This is a genomic window from Modicisalibacter radicis, assembly GCF_900961225.1.
Taxonomy (GTDB): Bacteria; Pseudomonadota; Gammaproteobacteria; order Pseudomonadales; family Halomonadaceae; genus Modicisalibacter.
The window spans coordinates 55635-75035 of record NZ_CAAHFN010000056.1 but is presented as its reverse complement, the minus strand read 5'-3'; the positions used below and the strand labels follow the sequence as shown (position 1 = coordinate 75035).

Annotated in this window: 18 protein-coding genes and 1 pseudogene; 17 read left to right on the top strand and 2 right to left on the bottom strand. The window is 67.6% G+C overall.

Going from position 1 to position 19401, the window contains the following annotated elements; genetic code table 11:
* The first annotated feature begins 28 nt into the window (after window positions 1–28).
* The 3 genes from HR9077_RS08360 to HR9077_RS08350 all read left to right on the top strand — a co-directional run bounded on the left by HR9077_RS08360 (window position 29) and on the right by HR9077_RS08350 (window position 3060).
* Entirely contained in the window at window positions 29–2350 is a 2322-nt protein-coding gene (locus HR9077_RS08360; RefSeq protein ID WP_136066556.1) for a copper-transporting P-type ATPase, read from the top strand.
* A gap of 2 nt (window positions 2351–2352) precedes the next feature.
* The gene (locus tag HR9077_RS08355; RefSeq protein WP_136066555.1) at window positions 2353–2580 is read left to right on the top strand and encodes a DUF2933 domain-containing protein; all 228 of its coding nucleotides are present in this window, start codon (window positions 2353–2355) and stop codon (window positions 2578–2580) included.
* Window positions 2581–2721: 141 nt separating this feature from the next.
* Window positions 2722–3060 carry a cation transporter gene (locus tag HR9077_RS08350; protein ID WP_136066554.1) on the top strand — a complete coding sequence of 113 codons (339 nt, stop codon included), beginning with the start codon at window positions 2722–2724 and terminating at the stop codon, window positions 3058–3060.
* A gap of 192 nt (window positions 3061–3252) precedes the next feature.
* Here HR9077_RS08350 and HR9077_RS08345 read toward each other — a convergent pair whose 3' ends face one another.
* The gene (locus HR9077_RS08345) at window positions 3253–4047 is read right to left on the bottom strand and encodes an inositol monophosphatase family protein (protein WP_136066553.1); all 795 of its coding nucleotides are present in this window, start codon (window positions 4045–4047) and stop codon (window positions 3253–3255) included.
* A 248-nt stretch (window positions 4048–4295) separates the two neighbouring features.
* Between HR9077_RS08345 and HR9077_RS08340 the strand changes: the two genes are divergently transcribed.
* From HR9077_RS08340 to der, 14 genes and pseudogenes are all read left to right on the top strand, one after another.
* Window positions 4296–5126, top strand: coding sequence for an RNA methyltransferase (locus tag HR9077_RS08340; RefSeq protein ID WP_136066552.1), 831 nt, complete (start codon window positions 4296–4298; stop codon window positions 5124–5126).
* Between the two features lie 111 nt (window positions 5127–5237).
* A pseudogene (gene cysE, locus HR9077_RS08335) lies at window positions 5238–6089 on the top strand (serine O-acetyltransferase); the annotation flags it as partial.
* A 275-nt stretch (window positions 6090–6364) separates the two neighbouring features.
* Window positions 6365–6835, top strand: a complete 471-nt coding sequence (gene iscR, locus HR9077_RS08330; protein ID WP_136066551.1) for a Fe-S cluster assembly transcriptional regulator IscR — start codon at window positions 6365–6367, stop codon at window positions 6833–6835.
* A gap of 32 nt (window positions 6836–6867) precedes the next feature.
* A complete protein-coding gene (locus HR9077_RS08325; protein ID WP_136066550.1) occupies window positions 6868–8016 on the top strand; it encodes an aminotransferase class V-fold PLP-dependent enzyme in 1149 nt (382 codons plus the stop codon).
* Window positions 8017–8083: 67 nt separating this feature from the next.
* Entirely contained in the window at window positions 8084–8410 is a 327-nt protein-coding gene (locus tag HR9077_RS08320; RefSeq protein ID WP_136066549.1) for a HesB/IscA family protein, read from the top strand.
* A 304-nt stretch (window positions 8411–8714) separates the two neighbouring features.
* The gene (gene ndk, locus HR9077_RS08315) at window positions 8715–9140 is read left to right on the top strand and encodes a nucleoside-diphosphate kinase (protein WP_136066548.1); all 426 of its coding nucleotides are present in this window, start codon (window positions 8715–8717) and stop codon (window positions 9138–9140) included.
* An 84-nt stretch (window positions 9141–9224) separates the two neighbouring features.
* Complete coding sequence (rlmN, locus tag HR9077_RS08310) at window positions 9225–10352, top strand: 23S rRNA (adenine(2503)-C(2))-methyltransferase RlmN (RefSeq protein WP_136066547.1); 1128 nt, start codon at window positions 9225–9227, stop codon at window positions 10350–10352.
* A 239-nt stretch (window positions 10353–10591) separates the two neighbouring features.
* Window positions 10592–11293 (top strand): type IV pilus biogenesis/stability protein PilW, encoded by a 702-nt coding sequence (pilW, locus tag HR9077_RS08305; RefSeq protein ID WP_244613104.1) that lies wholly within the window; start codon window positions 10592–10594, stop codon window positions 11291–11293.
* Between the two features lie 26 nt (window positions 11294–11319).
* A complete protein-coding gene (locus tag HR9077_RS08300) occupies window positions 11320–12405 on the top strand; it encodes a RodZ domain-containing protein (protein WP_136066545.1) in 1086 nt (361 codons plus the stop codon).
* A gap of 4 nt (window positions 12406–12409) precedes the next feature.
* Window positions 12410–13525 (top strand): flavodoxin-dependent (E)-4-hydroxy-3-methylbut-2-enyl-diphosphate synthase, encoded by a 1116-nt coding sequence (ispG, locus tag HR9077_RS08295; RefSeq protein ID WP_136066544.1) that lies wholly within the window; start codon window positions 12410–12412, stop codon window positions 13523–13525.
* A 68-nt stretch (window positions 13526–13593) separates the two neighbouring features.
* On the top strand, window positions 13594–14874 hold the full coding sequence (hisS, locus tag HR9077_RS08290) for a histidine--tRNA ligase (protein WP_136066543.1): 1281 nt from the start codon (window positions 13594–13596) through the stop codon (window positions 14872–14874).
* Window positions 14875–14955: 81 nt separating this feature from the next.
* Window positions 14956–15615 (top strand): YfgM family protein, encoded by a 660-nt coding sequence (locus HR9077_RS08285; RefSeq protein WP_136066542.1) that lies wholly within the window; start codon window positions 14956–14958, stop codon window positions 15613–15615.
* Window positions 15612–16769 carry an outer membrane protein assembly factor BamB gene (gene bamB / locus HR9077_RS08280; RefSeq protein ID WP_136066541.1) on the top strand — a complete coding sequence of 386 codons (1158 nt, stop codon included), beginning with the start codon at window positions 15612–15614 and terminating at the stop codon, window positions 16767–16769. Before HR9077_RS08285 ends, bamB begins: the two co-directional genes overlap by 4 nt.
* Before the next feature lie 143 nt (window positions 16770–16912).
* Window positions 16913–18316: a ribosome biogenesis GTPase Der gene (gene der, locus HR9077_RS08275; protein WP_136066540.1), complete on the top strand. Its 1404-nt coding sequence runs from the start codon at window positions 16913–16915 to the stop codon at window positions 18314–18316.
* Window positions 18317–18334: 18 nt separating this feature from the next.
* On the opposite strand, the gene HR9077_RS08270 is transcribed toward der, so the two are convergent.
* Window positions 18335–19195, bottom strand: coding sequence for an ATP-binding protein (locus tag HR9077_RS08270; protein WP_136066539.1), 861 nt, complete (start codon window positions 19193–19195; stop codon window positions 18335–18337).
* Window positions 19196–19401 lie beyond the last annotated feature (206 nt).

Below are 19401 nucleotides of genomic sequence, written 5' to 3'. Positions count from 1 at the left end.
ACCCAGATCCTCCCACCCAGGAGTGGCCATGAACCCATCACACGATCACTTTCACGCGTCCCTGGCACCCGCCCAGACTCGTAAAACCGCGACCGACGCGCCGAAGAGCGGGGCGGAGGAAGGGTCGGGTTACACCTGCCCGATGCATCCCGAAGTGGTCAGCAACAGGCCCGGCGAATGTCCCAAGTGCGGCATGGCCCTGGAGCCCGTCGCTCCCCAGGCGCCGGCTTCCCGGACCGAATGGACCTGCCCGATGCATCCCGAGATCGTCCGGGACGAAGCGGGGGATTGCCCGAAGTGCGGCATGGCCCTGGAGCCACGACAGGTCACCGCCGAGGAGCAGGCGAACCCCGAGCTCGTCGACATGACCCGGCGCCTGTGGGTCGCCCTGGCGCTGTCGATTCCGGTGTTCGTGCTGGCGATGGGACAACACCTGCCTGGCCTGTCGCTGGAGGCGTGGGTCCCGCACGAGGTGCACGTCTGGATGGAACTGGCCCTGTCGACGCCGGTGGTGCTGTGGTGTGGCTGGCCGTTCTTCGTGCGCGGCTACCGGTCGGTGATCGGCTGGAATCCCAACATGTTCACCCTGATCGCCCTCGGCGTCGGGGTCGCCTATCTCTACAGCCTGGTCGCCACGTTGTTTCCGCAGCTCTTCCCGCCCTCCTTCCGCGACGCAACGGGACAGGTGGGCGTCTACTTCGAAGCCGCCGCGGTGATCGTCGCCCTGGTGTTGCTGGGCCAGGTCATGGAACTGCGCGCACGCAGTCAGACCAACAGCGCGATCAAGGCATTGCTGGGGCTGGCCCCCAAGACCGCGCGACGTATCGCCAGCGACGGCGGCGAGACCGACGTGCCGCTGGAGCAGATCCAGATCGGCGATCGCCTGCGGGTACGCCCCGGCGAGAAGGTGCCGGTGGACGGCCGGGTCGTCGAGGGCAGCTCCTCGGTGGACGAGTCGATGATCACCGGCGAGCCCATGCCCGTCGAAAAGGGCGAGGGCGAGGATGTCATCGGCGCGACGATCAACGGCACCGGCTCGCTGGTCATCGAGGCCCGGCGCGTCGGCCGCGACACCCTGCTGGCGCAGATCGTGCAGATGGTCGCCGATGCCAGCCGCAGCCGGGCGCCGATCCAGAACCTGGTGGACGTGGTCGCCGGTTACTTCGTGCCCACGGTGGTGCTCGCCGCCGTCGCGACCTTCGTGGTCTGGGCAGTGTGGGGGCCCGAGCCGGCGATGGCCTATGCGCTGATCAATGCCGTGGCGGTGCTGATCATCGCCTGTCCCTGCGCACTGGGGCTGGCCACGCCCATGTCGATCATGGTGGCCAGCGGCAAGGGCGCCTCGGCGGGGGTGCTGTTCAAGAATGCCGAGGCGATCCAGACCCTGCGCCAGGTCGACACCCTGATCGTCGACAAGACCGGCACGCTCACCGAGGGGCACCCCCGGCTGCAGGACGTGGTCGCCAGCGAAGGCTTCGAGGAGGACGAGGTGCTGCGCCTGGCGGCCACCCTGGAACGGGGCAGCGAGCACCCGCTGGCGACGGCGATCGTCCAGGGGGCGCAGGCGCGCAATATCACTCCCGAGCGCTACACCGACTTCGAGTCGGTGACCGGCCAGGGCGTCAAGGGCAAGGTCGGTGATCGGGCGGTGGCGCTCGGCAACCACGCGCTGATGGCCGCCGAAGGGATCGAGGCCGGGGCACTCGCCGAGCATGCCGAGGCGCTGCGTGCCGACGGCAAGACCGCCATGTTCGTCGCCGTCGATGGCCGGGCCGCCGGGCTGGTCGCCGTCGCCGACCCGATCAAGGCGACGACCCGCGAGGCGATCGAGGCGCTGCATGGCGAGGGCATCCGTATCGTCATGCTGACCGGCGACAGCCGGACCACGGCGCAGGCGGTCGCCGGACAACTGGGCATCGACGAGGTGATCGCCGGCGTCCTCCCCGAGCAGAAGGCCGAGAAGGTCAAGGCGTTGCAGGCCGAGGGACGCTTCGTGGCCATGGCCGGCGACGGCATCAACGATGCCCCGGCGCTGGCCCAGGCCCAGGTCGGCATCGCCATGGGCACCGGCACCGACGTGGCCATGGAGAGTGCCGGCGTAACGCTGGTCAAGGGCGACCTGCGTGGCATCGTGCGCGCCCGCCGGCTCAGCCGCGCCACCCTGCGCAACATCAAGCAGAACCTGTTCTTCGCCTTCGTCTACAACAGCGTGGGCGTGCCGGTCGCCGCCGGCGTGCTCTACCCGGCCTTCGGCATCCTGCTGTCACCGATCATCGCTGCGGCGGCGATGTCGTTCAGTTCGGTGTCGGTGGTGGCCAACGCCCTGCGACTGCGGCGAGAGGAGATCTGAGCATGGCACACGACAAGCATTGGCTGGAGCGCCGCCCGACGCGGCTGCAGATCGGCCTGGTGGCCGGCTTAGTGGGACTGATCATCGTCACCCTGCTCTGGGACACGCACAAGGCTCTGTTCCTGAGCGCGGCACCCTGGCTGCTGGTGCTGGCATGCCCACTGATGCACCTGCTGATGCATGGCGGGCACCACCATGGGCCGAAGGGCAAGATGAGGGATGATGAGTAGTCATCTGCGGATGCCGGCAGTGAGTCCGAGTCCGGGGCTGGACCCGTCGAGCCCTTCACTGGTCACCGCCTGGCCGTCGGGTAACCCCACCGATGGCGCTCATTTTTATCATCTTTTTCAAGCTACGAGAGGAGGTTCAACATGCCGGATAAAGAGCGTCGCCTCGGTGTCTCCGAGGTCAATCTGGTGACCCGCAAACTCAAGCTCAAGCCCTGCAGTGAAGAGGCGCTGCAAGCTGCCATCGGCGAGATCGACGGTCTGTTCGGCCTTGAACGCGTCACCTTCGAGCCCGACAAGCGGCGCCTCGACCTGGCCTACGATGCCTCGCGATTGTGCATCGAGCATGTCGAAGCGATCCTGACCCGATACGCCATCGCCATCAGCAATGGCTGGTGGACACGCGTCAAGGAGAGTCACTATCGATTCGTCGATCAGAACATCAAGGATAACGCCAGCAAGGAGCCTTGGAGCTGTCACTGAGATTCCGGAGCAGTCATTGGAAAGCGTGCCGTATCGGCCGCGAATCAGGACCCTTGGCTCGGCCAGCTACCAGGAGGTCAAGCACTTGATCGGACCGGCCGGAAGCGATCCAGCGGGCTGAACGCCGGACATAGCCATAAAAAAACCCGCTCGAATCGAGCGGGTTTTTGTTGGCTACGCAGGGCCGGCGGCTCAGAGATGCGGTTGCAGGGTCTGCACCAGCGTCTTGTAGAGTCGCGGGCCGGCGGCCATCAGCCGGCCTTCCGGAGTCACGCCGGGTGAACCGTCGGGCCCGCCCATCAGCGCACCGGCTTCCTTGAGCAGCAGCGTGCCGACCAGGCTGTCCTGTTCCTCGAGGCCCAGCACGAACGCCGCGTCGACGCGACCGGCGGCCAGCTCGGCGATATCGAGCAGCGGGCAGCCACTGGCGGTCAGCGTATCGATGCGCGGACCGAGCTGCTGGGCCAGCGTCAGGTAGGTCGGCAGGTGACGCGAGCGCAGCCAGCTTTCCGGCAAGCCCATCGCCAGGCGGATGCCCTCGATCTGGGTGGCCTTGCTGACGCGGATGCGCTTGCCGTTGTACTGCGCGCCGCGGCCGCGGCTGACCAGATATTCGTCGTCGCTGAACGGGCAGATCACCACCGCGTGCTCGGGGCGCCCCTTGACCAGGCATACCAGCGACAGCGCGAAGCCGTTGCCGCCGGTGCTGAGATTGGAGTAGCCGTGGAAGGGCTCGATCCGCCACAGCATGTCGCGACCTTCGCCTTCACCGTCGCGGTGCGGCGTGAAGCGGCCGGCGATGCCGTGCTGCGGATAACCGCGCGCCAGCTGACGGACGATCAGCGTTTCGGCGTTGCGCGCGGCGTCTTCGAGCAGCTGGTCGATATTGCGCTCTTCGTGAGCGACATCGATGCGTTCGCGAATGCGCACGAACTGCTCGGCGGCACTGCGCGCGGCGCGCAGTGCATATTGGACCATCGGATGCATGATCGGGCCTTGAGGATTCGGTAACTGTTAAAGAACGGCGGGAATGCTAGCAAAAAGCCGCCCTCGCGGCCATGACAAATCGCACCGCCCCTCGCCGCCGGCAAGTCAGATACGTTAAATAGCTCGCTATCCGCCTCTTCGGCTCGATAGACTTGTCGCGCAACCCGACATTCTCGCTACGCGCGCCCACGATCGACAGCCGCCCAGCCGCTGCGCCGCACCAACGCTCGACCGGACCCGAACTCGCCATGCCCGACCAATCCTTTTCCCTCGATCAGCTTCGCATCGTGCTCATCGGCACCAGCCATCCCGGCAATATCGGCGCCGTGGCCCGGGCGATGAAGAACATGGGGCTTGCCGATCTCGCCCTGGTCGCGCCGCGCTGCGAGGTCCAGACCAGCGACTCGATCTCGCGGGCCTCCGGCGCCGATGCGTTGCTCGCCACGGCCTCGCTGCACGAAAACCTCGACGACGCGATCGCCGACGCCACCCTGGTGGTCGGCGCCAGCGCCCGCTCGCGCACCCTGCCCTGGCCAATGATCAGCCCGCGCCAGCTGGGCGCCGCGCTTCCCGCCGAGCTGGCCCGCCAGGAAGCGCGCGTGGCGCTGGTGTTCGGCCGCGAGGACGCCGGGCTGACCAACGCCGAACTGCAGCGCTGCCATCGCCATGTGCACATCCCCACCAATGCCGAATTCAGCTCGCTCAACCTGGCCGCCGCGGTCCAGGTCGTGAGCTACGAGTGCCGCCTCGCCTGGCTGGACGCCGCCAAGACCGGGCAAGCGGCCGCTCTGGAAGGCGAGGCGCGCCTTGGTGAGATGCCCTCTGCCGAGGCGCCCTTTGGCGAGGCGCCCTTTGGCGTCGAATGGGACAGTCCGCCGGCCAGCCACGCCGACCTCGAGCGCTACTTCGCGCACCTCGAGTGCGTGCTGACGGCGATCGGCTTCCACGATCCCGAACGGCCGCGACAACTCATGGCGAGGCTGCGCCGCCTGTACCTGCGCGCGCGCCCCGACAGCCTCGAGGTCAATATCCTGCGCGGCATTCTCACCGCCATCGAGAAGCACACCGGCCGTCGCTGAGCGCGACTCGCGCCGGGCACCTTGCAGCCCGGACGGCGCGCCCCAATAATGAATGGCCATCCCGATCACCGGCGGGCCGCCGTGGTGCCGTCGTTCAACAAGGATCGCTGCATGTTTCGCCGCCTGCGTGAAGATATCAACAGCGTGTTCGACCGCGACCCGGCGGCACGCAACTTCCTCGAAGTGCTGACCAACTACCCCGGCCTGCACGCGCTGCTCGCCCATCGCCTGGGTAGCTGGCTGTGGCAGCGCAACCTCAAGTGGCTGGCCAAGACCATCTCCACGCTGGCGCGCTGGCTGACCGGCATCGAGATCCACCCCGGGGCGCGCATCGGCCGGCGCTTCTTCATCGACCACGGCATGGGCGTGGTGATCGGCGAGACCGCCGAGGTCGGCGACGACGTGACCCTCTACCAGGGCGTCACCCTGGGGGGAACCAGCTGGAACAAGGGCAAGCGTCACCCCACGCTGGGCAACGGGGTGATCGTCGGCGCCGGCGCCAAGATCCTGGGCCCGTTCACGGTCGGCGCCGGCGCCAAGATCGGCTCCAACGCGGTAATCACCAAGGAAGTACCGGCCGGTGCCACGGTGGTCGGCATTCCCGGCAAGATCGTCAAGCGCGTCGACCCGGACAGCGAGGAGGTGCCGAATTTCGATCCCGAGCGACGCGAGGCGATACGCCAAAAATTCGGCTTCGACGCCTACGGCGTCAGCCAGGACATGCCCGACCCGGTGGCGCGTTCGATGCAGGCGATGCTCGATCACATGCACGCCGTCGATCAGCGCATCGAGATGATGTGCAACACGCTATGCAAGCTCGACGCCAGCTACCGCACCGGCAACCTGCCCGAACTGCGCGACGAGGATTTCGCCGAGATCCTCGCCGACGTCGACAGCTGCTGCTCGCCCGATCCGGCGCTGGCGCCCGAGGCCCCGGAGACGGACCCAGCCCCCCCACCGAGGCGCCTGACCGCCAGCCCGCCGAAAGCGATGCCGCGGCTTCGTCGTCCGACGATCGACAGACGCCACGGCGTCGCTCGGGCGGTCAGCGCTGAGTCGCCGGCAATTGTTGACCGTTCTACTCGGTTTTCTCATAATGGCCGCATCATAGACGCTCGGCCTGTCGCCAGCGGCAGGCCGGGGGCGGCTCCCGGCCCCGTTGGCCGCCAGCCCGTCGAACGAGCACCCATGCTTGCGATCACCGTTCCCGATCATCCAACGCGGCTTGTGACTCCCTTATGCGCCTGACCACCAAAGGACGATACGCCGTCACCGCCATGCTCGACCTGGCCCTGCACGGCGAACGAGGCCCGATCAGCCTGGCCGATATCTCCCAGCGCCAGGCGATTTCGCTGTCGTATCTCGAGCAGCTGTTCGCGCGCCTGCGCCGTGCCCAGCTGGTCCGGAGCGTGCGTGGCCCGGGCGGCGGCTACCTGCTGGCGATCACCCCGGACGAGGTCTCGGTGGCGCGGGTGATCGACGCGGTCAACGAGTCGGTGGACGCCACGCGCTGCCAGGGGCTGTCGGACTGCCAGCAGGGCAACACCTGCCTCACCCATCACCTCTGGTGTGAGCTGTCCCACGAGATCCGTGGCTTTCTCGACGGCATCAGCCTCGGCGAGCTGGTCGAGCGCCAGGAGGTTCGCCGGGTCGCCGCACGGCAGCGCCAGGAGTTAGACGCCAACACCATCGCCACCTCAGCGCCATGACGCCGCACTCACCGAGACCCCCCTCAAGAATCATGAACGCACCCGTGTATCTCGACTACGCCGCCACCACCCCGGTCGACCCCCGCGTCGCCGAGGCGATGTCGCGCCACCTGGGCCTCGATGGCATCTTCGCCAACCCGGCCTCGCGCAGTCACATGGCCGGCTGGCAGGCCGAGCAGGCGGTGGAGAGCGCGCGCCGTCAGGTCGCCGATCTGATCGGCGCCGATCCCCGCGAGATCGTCTGGACCTCGGGTGCCACCGAGGCCGACAACCTGGCGCTGATCGGCTTCATGCGTGCCAATCGCGCCCGCGGCCGGCATCTGGTGACCTCGACCATCGAGCACAAGGCGGTCGTCGATACCGCCCGCGCCCTGGAGGCCGAGGGTTTCGAGGTGACCTGGCTGGAGCCGCAACACGACGGGCGTGTCTCGCCGTCGAAGCTGGCCGCGGCGATGCGCGACGACACGACGCTGGTGTCGTTGATGGCGGTCAACAACGAACTCGGCGCGATCAACGACCTGGCCGCGCTGTCGGCGGTGGTGCATGCCCGCGACGCGGTGTTCCACGTCGATGCCGCCCAGGCCACCGGGCGCCTGCCGCTCGATGTCGTCGAGCAGGGCATCGACCTGATGTCGCTGTCGGGCCACAAGGTCTACGGCCCCAAGGGGATCGGCGCGCTGTACGTCAAGCGCAGTCCCGACATTCGCCTGGAAGCGCTGATCCACGGTGGCGGCCACGAGCGCGGCATGCGTTCGGGCACCCTGCCGACTCACCAGATCGTCGGCATGGGCGAAGCCTTCGCGCTGGCCGCCGACGAGGGCGCGGCCGACCAGGCGCGCATCGAATCGCTGTCGAATCGCTTTCTCGCCGGCTTGCAGGGGCTCGAGGGCATCCATCGCAATACCGACACCGGCGTCTCGGTGCCCAACATCGTCAACCTGTCGTTCGACGGCATCGACGGCGAGTCGCTGCTCATGGCACTGCGCGGCATCGCGGTCTCCACCGGCTCGGCCTGCAATTCGGCGAGTGTCGAGCCATCCTATGTATTGACGGGCATCGGCGTGCCGCGCGCCCGGGCACTGACGGCGCTGCGCTTCAGCTTCGGCCGTTTCACCGGCGAAGCCGACATCGACGCCGCCGTCGCCGACCTGCAACACGCCGTCGCCACACTACGCCGATAGCGGCGCTGTTTCGGTACCATCCGGCCACTCAACAAGTAGCCGCCGCCTAGAAGTCAGGAGGTTCATCATGGCGCAACTATCCATCACCACCGCCGCCGCAGAACAGATTCGCCGGGTCCTCGACGAGCGCGGTCACGGCCTGGGACTGCGCGTCAGCGTCAAGCCCAGCGGCTGCTCGGGCTACAGCTATGTGCTCGACTTCGCCGACGAAGCGGCGGGCGACGACGTCTCGTTCGAGGAGCACGGCGTGCAGGTGTTCGTCGCTCCCGACGCGCTGAACATGCTCGACGGCAGCGAGGTCGACTACGTCAACGAGGGGCTGAACCGCTTCTTTCGCTTCAACAACCCCAACGTCAAGGACGAGTGCGGCTGCGGCGAAAGCTTCAGCGTCTGAGAGGGTTTTCACAAAACAGGCGAACGAAGGCAAGACAAGGCGAAATTGAACGAAAAAGCGCAGTTTACGATGGGTAAATGAGCATTTTGAGGACAATTTCAACGCCGTATTGCCGAGTGCAGGCCTTTTGTAGAAATCCTCGAAGGCCCTGCGCCGTCACGGATGCGTAGTAGCCCGCGAACCGCTATAATGACGCGCTCTCGGCGCCCGCCACTCGCGGCGCCTGACCCGACCCTCTGCGCGCCGCTATCCTGCGGCGCGCAGCCGTATCAGCGACCCTTTTGTTTTCACGGAGATCGACACCATGGCAAACCAGCGCACCCTGTCCATCATCAAGCCCGACGCCGTCGCCAAGAACGTGATCGGCGAGATCGTCAGCCGCTTCGAGAAGGCCGGCCTCAGGGTCGTCGCGGCCAAGATGCTGCAGCTTTCACGGGAGCAGGCCGAGGGCTTCTACACCGAGCACAAGGAGCGCGGCTTCTTCGGTGAGCTGGTTGGCTTCATGACCTCCGGCCCGGTCACCGTGCTGGTTCTGGAAGGCGACGACGCCATCGCCAAGAACCGCGAGCTGATGGGCGCCACCAACCCCAAGGAAGCCGCGCCGGGCACCATCCGTGCCGATTACGCGCAATCCATCGACGCCAACGCCGTGCACGGTTCCGACTCGCCGGAATCCGCCGAGCGCGAAGTGGCCTACTTCTTCGGCGCTGACGAGATCTGCCCGCGCTGAGTCGACTCGCGGGGGCCGGCCGGCTCCCGCGGTTGCTCCACCCGGGCCAGTCTCCCCTCACGCCCCACCGACCGGTTGACCACCATGACCGCCACCGCCGTTACGCCCCGCACCAATCTGCTTGGCCTGTCTCGCGCACAGATGGAAGCCTTCTTCCTGTCGATCGGCGAGAAGAAGTTTCGCGCCAACCAGGTGATGAAATGGATCCATATCGAAGGCTGTGACGACTTCGACGCCATGACCAACCTCTCCAAGCCGCTGCGCGCCAAGCTCGCCGAGGTGGCCGAGGTGCGCGGGCCGGGCGTGGTCTACGAAGGCACTTCGAACGACGGCACCCGCAAGTGGGTGCTCGAGGTCGAGGACGGCAGCTACGTGGAAACCGTGCTGATTCCCTCGGACAACGGCACCCGGCGCACGCTGTGCGTGTCGTCGCAGGTCGGCTGCTCGCTCGACTGCAGTTTCTGCTCCACCGGCAAGCAGGGCTTCCAGCGCAACCTGACCGCCGCCGAGATCATCGGCCAGGTGTGGGTGGCGCAGCGCAGCAGCGGGCCGCGGCGCGATACCGCCAACCGGCCGGTGACCAATGTGGTGATGATGGGCATGGGCGAGCCGCTGCTCAACTACGACAACGTGGTCCCGGCGATGAAGCTGATGCTCGACGACAACGGCTACGGACTGTCCAAGCGCCGCGTCACGTTGTCGACCTCGGGCGTGGTGCCGATGATCGACAAGCTCGGCGACGAGATCGACGTGAGCCTGGCGATTTCGCTGCACGCCGCCAACGACGAGCTGCGCAACGAACTGGTGCCGCTCAACCGCAAGTACAATATTCGCAAATTGCTCGATGCCTGCCAGCGCTATCTGGCCAAGTGCCACGACACCCGCCTGGTGACCATCGAGTACACCCTGATCAAGGACGTCAACGACCAGCGCGAGCACGCCGAACAGCTCGCCGCGCTGCTCGAGGAACTGCCGTGCAAGATCAATCTGATCCCGTTCAATCCGTTCCCGCACTCGGGCTACGAGAAGCCCTCGCGCAACCAGACCATGCGCTTCCAGCAATGGCTGTTCGATCTCGGCTACACCGCGCCGATTCGCGCCACGCGGGGGGATGACATCGATGCCGCCTGCGGCCAGCTGGTCGGCCGGGTGAAGGACCGCACGCGGCGTCACGAGCGCTATATCCAGTCGATTCAGCTCGACGCCGACTGATGGGCGGTCACGCCCTCGGACCGCGACTGGCCGCAGCCCAAGGGCGTGACCTTGACTTCAACTGGTCGCAGCGCTTTTATGAGTACGCTCAAGGCTTGGCCGCGCCGTGTCGCGCAAGCGGTTTCTTACAACCCAGAGAGTCGACCGCAGGCCGTTCGCGCCGAACGATCCGCTACCGTCGAGAGGAGTGCATGATCCGTCGCCCATGCTCGTTACCCGCACCCCGGCTGGGTGCCGTCATGCTCACTGCGCTGTGGCTTTCCGGCTGTGCCGCCACGCAGCAGGATGGCCTGGAAAGTGGTGCCAACCCGGACCGGGCGACCGAGCTGAACGTGGCGATGGGCATCGAGTACATGGAACAGGGCAACCTGCCGCGCGCGCAGCGCAAGCTCGAACGCGCCCTGGCCATCGACCCCGGCAATGCCGACGCCTTGCAGGCCAATGCGCTGCTCTACCAGCGCCAGGGCGAGGATCGACTGGCGCGTGAATTCTTCGAACGCGCACTGGACGCCGACCCCGACCTGACCCGCGCACGCAACAACTACGCGGCATTCCTTTACCGCCAGGGCGAGATCACCGCGGCCTGCGCGCAGCTCGAACGCGCCAGCGCCGACATCCACTACGACAACCGTGCCCAGCTGTTCACCAACCTGGGGCGCTGTCGCTTCGAGCGCGGCGAGCTTGCCGCCGCCGCCGAGAGCCTGGAACGCGCCCAGAGCATCGACCCACGCCACGCCCCCAGTTATCTGGCGCTGGCGAGAACGCTCACCGCACAGGGCGACCCCGATCGCGCCTGGGACCAGCTGCAACGCTTCATCCGGTTGGCCGGCACCACCCCCGAGAGTCTTCGACTGGCCGAGCAGATCGCCAGCGCTCGCGGCGATGATGCCAGCGCCGCTTTCTATTCGCAGCAGCTGAACGAGTCTCAGCGCGCTCCCTGATCACGAGATAAGAGGACGGCTCAGCCATGAGCGACACACAACAGCGACAGGAAGCCAGTCTCGACCCCGAGCTATCATCCGCCGGACAGCGCTCCGCCGGCGAGATGCTCAAGCGCGAACGCGAACGCCAGGGCCTGACCGTCGATGAGGTCGCGGTACAACTCAACCTGCGCCCGGCGGTGGTCAACGGCCTCGAGGCCGACCAGTACAGCGAGGTCCCCGTGGCCGCCTACCGACGCGGCTATCTACGCGCCTACGCGCGGCTGATGGGCATCGACGAGACCCCGGTCGTCGCCGCCTACAATGCCCAGCATGGCGACACCCGCAGCGATGTCGAGCGTCGGGTCGCCCCGGTGCAGCGTGCGCGCAAACCGTCACGGGTCGGCGCCTGGATCTTCAAGCTGTTCACCCTGCTGGTGATCCTCGGCCTGATCGGCCTGACGCTGTTATGGTGGCAGAGCCGCAACGGCAACGACCTGCTCGGCCTGGGCGGCTCCGGCGAGAGCAGTGTCGTCGAATCCATGAACGATGACGCCGGCAATGGCAATGCGCCGACCGATGCCACGGCCCAGGACGAATCCATGCCCCCGGTCGCCGACCAGGAGAGCGACCTCGGCCTGGTCGAGTCCGACGATGCCGCAGCGCCAGCCGGCGCTGGCGAGGACGAACCGCCCCTCGTCGACGACGAAGCCGCCCCGGTCGACAACGACGTCGCCGCAACGTCGCCCGACGGCGAGACGGCAACGCCGTCCAACGCCGCAACCGGTGACGGTGCGTCCGAGACCAGCCCCGACACCGGGACCGCCAGCCCGGCCGACGACGCCACGCCGGCGGCCGCCGAAAGCGACGCCCAGGCGCCGGCCGTCAACCAACGGCAGCTATCGTTGACCTTCAATGAGCAGTCGTGGACCGAGATCTACGACGCCACCGACCGCCGCATCCTGGTCGGTCTGCAGTCCGCCGGTACCCAGGCCACGGCCGAAGGCGAACCGCCGTTTCGTCTGACCATCGGCAACGCCAGCGGCGTCACGCTGGACTACCGTGGCGAAGCCGTCGACCTGAGCGCCCATACCGGCGGTAACAATGTCGCCCGCTTTACGCTGGGAGAGTAATTCGATGCACGCTCAGTCCCCCATTCAGCGGCGCAAGTCGCGCCAGATCCAAGTCGGTTCGGTCGCGGTGGGCGGTGATGCGCCCATCTCCGTGCAGAGCATGACCAACACCGACACCCTGGATGTCGCCGCCACCGTCGAGCAGATCAAGCGCCTGGCCGCCGCCGGCGCCGACATCGTGCGCGTCTCGGTGCCGACCATGGACGCCGCCGAGGCGTTCGGCCGGATCAAGCGCCAGTCGCCGGTGCCGCTGGTCGCCGACATCCACTTCGACTACAAGATCGCCCTGCGCGTCGCCGAGCTCGGCGTCGACTGCCTGCGCATCAACCCCGGCAACATCGGCCGCGAGGATCGCGTCCGGGCAGTGGTTTCGGCGGCGCGCGACAACGGCATCCCGATCCGCATCGGCGTCAACGCCGGCTCGCTGGAGAAGGATCTGCAGAAGAAGTACGGCGAACCGACCCCGGCGGCGCTGGTGGAATCGGCGATGCGCCACATCGACCACCTGGACCGCCTCGACTTCCCCGACTTCAAGGTCAGCGTCAAGGCCTCCGACGTGTTCATGGCGGTGGGCGCCTATCGCGACCTGGCCAGCCGCATCGAGCAGCCCCTGCACCTGGGGATCACCGAGGCCGGCGGGCTGCGCTCGGGCACCGTCAAGTCGTCGATCGGTCTCGGCATGCTGCTGATGGACGGCATCGGCGACACCATCCGCGTGTCGCTGGCCGCCGATCCGGTCGAGGAGGTCAAGGTCGGCTTCGACATGCTCAAGAGCCTCAAGCTGCGCGCCAAGGGCATCAACTTCATCGCCTGCCCCAGCTGCTCGCGCCAGAACTTCGACGTCATCAGCACCATGAACGCCCTCGAGGAGCGCCTCGAGGACATCATGACACCGCTCAACGTCTCGGTGATCGGCTGCGTGGTCAACGGCCCCGGCGAGGCCAAGGAAACCGATGTAGGCCTGACCGGCGGCAGTCCGGCCAATCTGGTCTACCTGGACGGCAAGCCGGCCTCCAAGCTGCGCAACGACCACCTCGTCGACGATCTCGAAAAGCTGATCCGCGACAAGGTGCGCGAAAAGGAACAGGCCGAGCAGGACACGATCGTCCGCGCGCGTTAACCCACAAGACCGCACGACCCGGAGCGGCCCGGCGGCGCCACGCCGCCGGTCGTCAGGAGCAAATCCCGTTGAGCAAGAAGATCCAGGCCATCCGTGGCATGAACGACCTGTTGCCCGAGCAGTCGCCGCTGTGGCAATACTTCGAGGGTCAGGTCAGGACGCTGATGCAGCGTTACGGCTATCGCGAGATCCGCACCCCGATCCTCGAGCAGACCGCGCTGTTCGCGCGCTCGATCGGCGAGGTGACCGATATCGTCGAGAAGGAGATGTACACCTTCGAGGACCGCAACGGCGACAGCCTGACGCTGCGTCCCGAGGGCACCGCCGCCTGCGTGCGCGCCGCCATGGAGCACGGCCTGCTCTACAACCAGACCCAGCGGCTCTGGTACCAGGGCCCGATGTTCCGCCACGAGCGCCCGCAGAAGGGCCGCTACCGCCAGTTCCATCAGGTGGGTATCGAGGCCTACGGCATGGATGGCCCGGACATCGACCTCGAGGTGATCCTGCTCTCGGCACGGCTGTGGAAGCAGCTCGGGCTGTACGAACACGTCACCCTCGAGCTCAACTCGCTGGGTTCGCCCGAGGCGCGAGCCGCCTACCGCGAGCGGCTGGTCGCGTATTTCGAGCAGCATCTCGAGGTCCTCGACGAGGATTCCCGTCGTCGCCTGAACAGCAACCCGCTGCGCATCCTCGACTCCAAGAATCCCGCCATGGCCGAGATGCTCGAGGCCGCGCCGCAACTGCTCGATCACCTGGACGAAGAGTCCCGGGTGCACTTCGAGACACTCACTGCGCGCCTCGATGCCGCGGGCATCGCCTACCGCATCAACCCGCGCCTGGTTCGCGGCCTGGACTATTACAGCCGCACCGTGTTCGAGTGGACCACCGAAGCGCTGGGTAGCCAGGGCACGGTCTGCGCCGGTGGCCGCTACGACGGCCTGGTCGAGCAGCTGGGCGGCAAGCCGACCCCGGCGGTGGGCTTCGCGATGGGCATCGAGCGGCTGATCCTGCTGCTCGAGACCCTCGACCTGGTGCCCGACGAGAGCCGGCGCGGCCCCGACGCCTACCTGCTGGCGATGGGCGAGCGCGCCGAACATGCCGCGCTGCTGCTCGGCGAGCGGCTGCGTGACGCGCTGCCCGGGCTAACCCTGCAGGTCCACTGCGGCGGCGGCGGCTTCAAGAGCCAGATCAAGAAGGCCGACAAGAGCGGCGCGCGGCTGGCGCTGGTTCTCGGCGACGACGAGGCCGACCAGGGCCTGCTGGGCATCAAGTTCCTGCGCGAGGAGCGCGACCAGGAGACCCTGCCCCAGCAGGCCGCCATCGAGCGACTGGCCGAGCTGCTCGACTGAATCCCGCGGCGCGATGCGCCGCACCCCGGAGGTCTGCATCGCGGATGCCCAGACTCGGTTGCATAGCAAAGGAGACCGCCCGTGGCGGAGCTTAGAAGTGAAGAAGAACAGCTTGATGCGATCAAGCGCTGGTGGAAGAGCAACGGCACCTCGCTGATCATCGGCGTGGTCGTCGCCGCGGCCGGCGTGTTCGGCTGGAAGGCCTGGCAGAGCTATCAGGACTCGCAGGCCGAGGCGGCCTCGGCGCACTATCAGCAGCTGATTGCGCTGGCCGGCCAACAGCAACTCGGCGACGACGCCATCAGCCAGGCCGACGACCTGGTCGATACCCTCGTCAACGAATACAGCGGCACCCGCTATGCCGAGCTCGCGACGCTGATCCAGGCCCGCCTGGAGATCGCCGCCGGCGACCATGCCGGCGCCAGCCAGGCCCTGCAGCAGGTCATCGACGGCGACGCCGACGGCTATCTCAAGGGCCTGGCGCGTCTGCGCCTGGCCCGCATCCAGCTCGCCGACGACCAGCCCGAGACGGCGCTCGGCACCCTCGAGGCCGGCATACCCGAGGGTCTGGCCGCGCAACGGGCGGTGACCCGCGGCGATGCGCTGGTCGCGCTGAACCGCGAAGACGACGCCCGCGACGCCTACCAGCAGGCACTCACGCTGTCCCGCGAGTCCGAGCAACCGGTCTACGGCGTGCAGCTCAAGCTCGACAATCTCGGTGCGGAGGACGCCACCCTATGAAACTCGCTCAACTGCTCGCCCCCAGCCTGGTACTGGCGCTCCTGGCGGGCTGCACCGGCAATGTCGAACCGCAGTATCCCCCCAAGCCGCTGACCGACATCGACAGGCAGGTCGAGCTGACCCGCGACTGGAGCCAGGATGTCGGCGACGGCCTGGGCGTGGCCCGCTACCCGATCACCCCGGCGCTGGACGACGACCGGCTGTTCGCCGCCGACCAGTCGGGCCTGCTGCGCGCCATCGACAGCGAAAGCGGCGAGACGCTGTGGCAGATCGAGCTCGACACCCCGGTCTCCAGCGGCCTCACCGCGGTGGCCGGGCGGATCTACCTGGGCACCCGCAACGGCGAAGTGCTGGCCCTCGATCAGGAGGACGGCTCGATCGCCTGGCGCTCGCGGGTGTCCAGCGAGGTGCTCGCCGCGCCGCAGCCCAACAGCGAACTGCTGGTGGTGCAGAGCGTCGACGGCGCGGTGACCGCGCTCGATCGCGCCAGCGGCGAGGAGCGCTGGGTCTACACCAGCAGCCAGCCGGCGCTGACCCTGCGCGGCACCGGCACACCGCGGGTAATCAACCAGGTCAGCTTCGCCGGCTTCGCCAACGGCCGCCTGGTGACGCTCGACAACCGTAGCGGCCAGCCGCTGTGGGACATGCGCGTCGCCGTACCCACCGGGCGCACCGAGGTGGACAGGCTGGTCGACCTCGACGGCCAGCCGCTGCTGACCCGCGACGGCCGCCTCTACGTGACCAGCTACAACGGCCGCCTGCTGGCGCTCGAGGCGACTACCGGCGAGATCGTCTGGGAGCGCGAGGCGTCGAGCTACCTGACCCCCATCCGGGTCGGCGACTTCCTGTTCACGGTCAACGAAGACAGCCACGTGATGGCGCTGGATGCCGCCTCAGGCCGCGTGATGTGGGAAGCCGACGCCCTCGAGGGACGCAGCCTGACCTCGCCGACCTTCATCGACGGCCATATCGCGGTAGGCGACTTCGAGGGTTACGTTCACCTGCTCGACGCCGAAAGCGGCGAACTGGTGGGGCGCAGCGAGCTCGGCACGGCGATCAGCCTGACCCCGCTCGCCGACGATCGACGCCTTTACGTGATGGACGACGACGGCGATCTCGTCGCCTATCGCCTGGACGAAGGCACCAGCGACTGAACCGTCAGCCCGGCGGGCCGCCCCGGCCCGCCGGCTTTCCGCCCGCCTCGCAATGAGTGGGCGTCGGGGCACCGGCGATGATAGAATCGCGCCCCTGGCATAGCTGCCCTCCATTCCTGACCTATTTCTGAGCTTCGGCACCCATGAATCCCGTGATCGCCCTGGTCGGCCGGCCCAACGTCGGCAAATCGACCCTATTCAATCGTCTGACCCGCTCACGCGATGCGCTGGTGGCCGATTTTCCCGGCCTGACCCGCGACCGCAAGTACGGCAACGGCCAGCTCGGCGGCAAGGAATACACCGTCATCGACACCGGCGGCATCAGCGGCGACGAACAGGGCATCGACGCCGCCATGGCCGAACAGTCGCTGCTGGCCATCGACGAGGCCGACATCGTGCTGTTCATGGTCGACGCGCGCAGCGGGCTGATTCCCGCCGACGAGGCGATCGCCAACCACCTGCGGGTCAATCAGAAGAAGACCTGGCTGGTGGTCAACAAGACCGATGGTCTCGAGGAACATTCGGCGATGGCCGAGTTCTGGACGCTGGGCCTGGGCGACCCGCACCCGATCGCCGCCAGCCACGGCCGCAACGTGACCACGCTGATCGACGAGGTGCTCGCGCCCTTCCCCGAGCGCGACGAGATGGCGCCGCCGCCCGACGCCGAGCGCGGTATCCGCATCGGCGTGATCGGCCGGCCCAACGTCGGCAAGTCGACGCTGGTCAACCGGCTGCTCGGCGAGGAACGCGTGGTGGTGTTCGACGAAGCCGGCACCACCCGCGACGCCATCGAGATCCCCTTCGAGCGGCGCGGCCGGCGCTATGTGCTGGTCGACACCGCCGGGGTGCGGCGGCGCAAGAACGTCAGCCTGACCGCCGAGAAGTTCTCGATCATCAAGACGCTGGACGCGATCAAGGAGTGCCACGTCGCGGTGATGGTGCTCGACGCCCGCAACGGCCTGGTCGAGCAGGACATGCACCTGCTCGACTACGTGCTCAACTCAGGGCGTGCGCTGGTGCTGGCGGTCAACAAGTGGGACGGCCTGGAGAGCGAACAGCGCGAAAAGATGCGCAGCGAGATCAAGCGCCGGCTGGGCTTCGCCGACTATGCCGACCTGCACTTCATCTCGGCGCTGCACGGTACCGCGGTGGGCGACCTCTACCCGTCGATCGAGCGCGCCTTCAAGGCCGCCACCGCCCACTGGTCGACCAACCGCCTCACCACCCTGCTGCAGGACGCGGTCAGCGAGCACCAGCCACCGCTGGTCCACGGCCGGCGCATCAAGCTGCGCATGGCCCACCAGGGCGGCAGCAACCCGCCGATCATCGTCGTCCACGGCAACCAGACCCAGGCCTTGCCGGAAGCCTACAAGCGCTACCTGACCAACACCTTCCGCAAGGTGCTCAAGGTGCGCGGCACGCCGATCCGCTTCGAGTTCCGCTCCGGCGACAATCCCTACGATCCCGACGCCGGCGCCAGCGATCGCGAGAAGGCCAAGAAGCGCGAGCTGGGGCGCAGCCGCGAGGCGCGCAAGAACCGCCGCTGAGCGACGCCCCACCCCGGCTCAGCGATCCGGGGCGCTGCCCACCCAGTAACACGCGAACTGCCAGGCGGCACGCCCGCTGCGCACCCCGCGCAGCGTGGCGTAGCGGATCGCCTCGGCCCGCGCATCCTCGTTCCAGTGCGTCTCGTCGGCGAGATGCGCCACCCAGTGGCGGCAGGCCTCGAGATAGCTGTCCTGGTTGAACGGGTGGAACGCCAGCCACAGGCCGAAGCGATCCGACAGCGAGATCTTCTCCTCGACGGCGTCGCCGTGATGCAGCTCACCGTCGACCAGCCGCGAGGCATCGTTGTCGCCGATCGCCTCGGGCAGCAGATGGCGGCGGTTCGACGTGGCATACAGCAGCACGTTTTCCGGCGGCCCGGTGAGGGTGCCGTCGAGCACGCTCTTGAGCGCCTTGTAGGCGTCGTCGTGGCCCTCGAACGACAGATCGTCGCAGTACACCACGAAACGATGGCGGGTATCGCGCAGCCGCTGGACCATCGCCGGCAGGCCGATCAGGTCGTGGCGGTCGACCTGGATCAGCCGCAACCCCTCGCCGGCCAGGCTGTTGAGCAGCGCCCGCACCAGCGACGACTTGCCGCTGCCGCGCGCCCCCCACAGCAGCGCGTGGTTGGCCGGTCGGCCGCGCAGGAACGCCCGGGTATTGGCCAGCAGCGCCTGCTTCTGACGTTCGACGCCGATCAGGTCGTCGAGCCGGACATCATCGCGGGTGGCGACCGGAATCAACTGGCCGCCCAGTGCGTTGCGCTGCCACAGCGCGGCGATGTCGCGCTCCCAGTCGACCGCCGGGGCCGGCGGCGGCAGGGCCTCCTCGACCCGATCGAGCAAGCGATGCAGGCGCTGGGCCAGTTCGGCATCCATTCAGGCTATCTCCTCTGTCACTATTCATGGTGGCTGGACTTGCTCCCGCGAAAACCCGAACCTAGGCCGGCGGGAGGGAACTCGTCCCCGATAGGTGCATCCCGGTTGACCCACCGGCGCAACGGGGTATCTTGGAGCCGATCAGCGTCGCGGTCCACCACGCCGCGGCCCACGCAATCGCGATGCCGACCGCGCGGCATCCAGCA

Coding starts and splice junctions, on each gene's coding strand:
- HR9077_RS08320 (WP_136066549.1), top strand. CDS start 8,084: ATGGCGCAACTATCCATCACCACCGCCGCCGCAGAACAGATTCGCCGG.
- der (WP_136066540.1), top strand. CDS start 16,913: ATGAATCCCGTGATCGCCCTGGTCGGCCGGCCCAACGTCGGCAAATCG.
- HR9077_RS08355 (WP_136066555.1), top strand. CDS start 2,353: ATGGCACACGACAAGCATTGGCTGGAGCGCCGCCCGACGCGGCTGCAG.
- ispG (WP_136066544.1), top strand. CDS start 12,410: ATGCACGCTCAGTCCCCCATTCAGCGGCGCAAGTCGCGCCAGATCCAA.
- HR9077_RS08270 (WP_136066539.1), bottom strand. CDS start 19,195: ATGGATGCCGAACTGGCCCAGCGCCTGCATCGCTTGCTCGATCGGGTC.
- HR9077_RS08325 (WP_136066550.1), top strand. CDS start 6,868: ATGAACGCACCCGTGTATCTCGACTACGCCGCCACCACCCCGGTCGAC.
- ndk (WP_136066548.1), top strand. CDS start 8,715: ATGGCAAACCAGCGCACCCTGTCCATCATCAAGCCCGACGCCGTCGCC.
- iscR (WP_136066551.1), top strand. CDS start 6,365: ATGCGCCTGACCACCAAAGGACGATACGCCGTCACCGCCATGCTCGAC.
- pilW (WP_244613104.1), top strand. CDS start 10,592: ATGCTCACTGCGCTGTGGCTTTCCGGCTGTGCCGCCACGCAGCAGGAT.
- HR9077_RS08340 (WP_136066552.1), top strand. CDS start 4,296: ATGCCCGACCAATCCTTTTCCCTCGATCAGCTTCGCATCGTGCTCATC.
- HR9077_RS08350 (WP_136066554.1), top strand. CDS start 2,722: ATGCCGGATAAAGAGCGTCGCCTCGGTGTCTCCGAGGTCAATCTGGTG.
- rlmN (WP_136066547.1), top strand. CDS start 9,225: ATGACCGCCACCGCCGTTACGCCCCGCACCAATCTGCTTGGCCTGTCT.
- bamB (WP_136066541.1), top strand. CDS start 15,612: ATGAAACTCGCTCAACTGCTCGCCCCCAGCCTGGTACTGGCGCTCCTG.
- HR9077_RS08300 (WP_136066545.1), top strand. CDS start 11,320: ATGAGCGACACACAACAGCGACAGGAAGCCAGTCTCGACCCCGAGCTA.
- HR9077_RS08360 (WP_136066556.1), top strand. CDS start 29: ATGAACCCATCACACGATCACTTTCACGCGTCCCTGGCACCCGCCCAG.
- HR9077_RS08345 (WP_136066553.1), bottom strand. CDS start 4,047: ATGCATCCGATGGTCCAATATGCACTGCGCGCCGCGCGCAGTGCCGCC.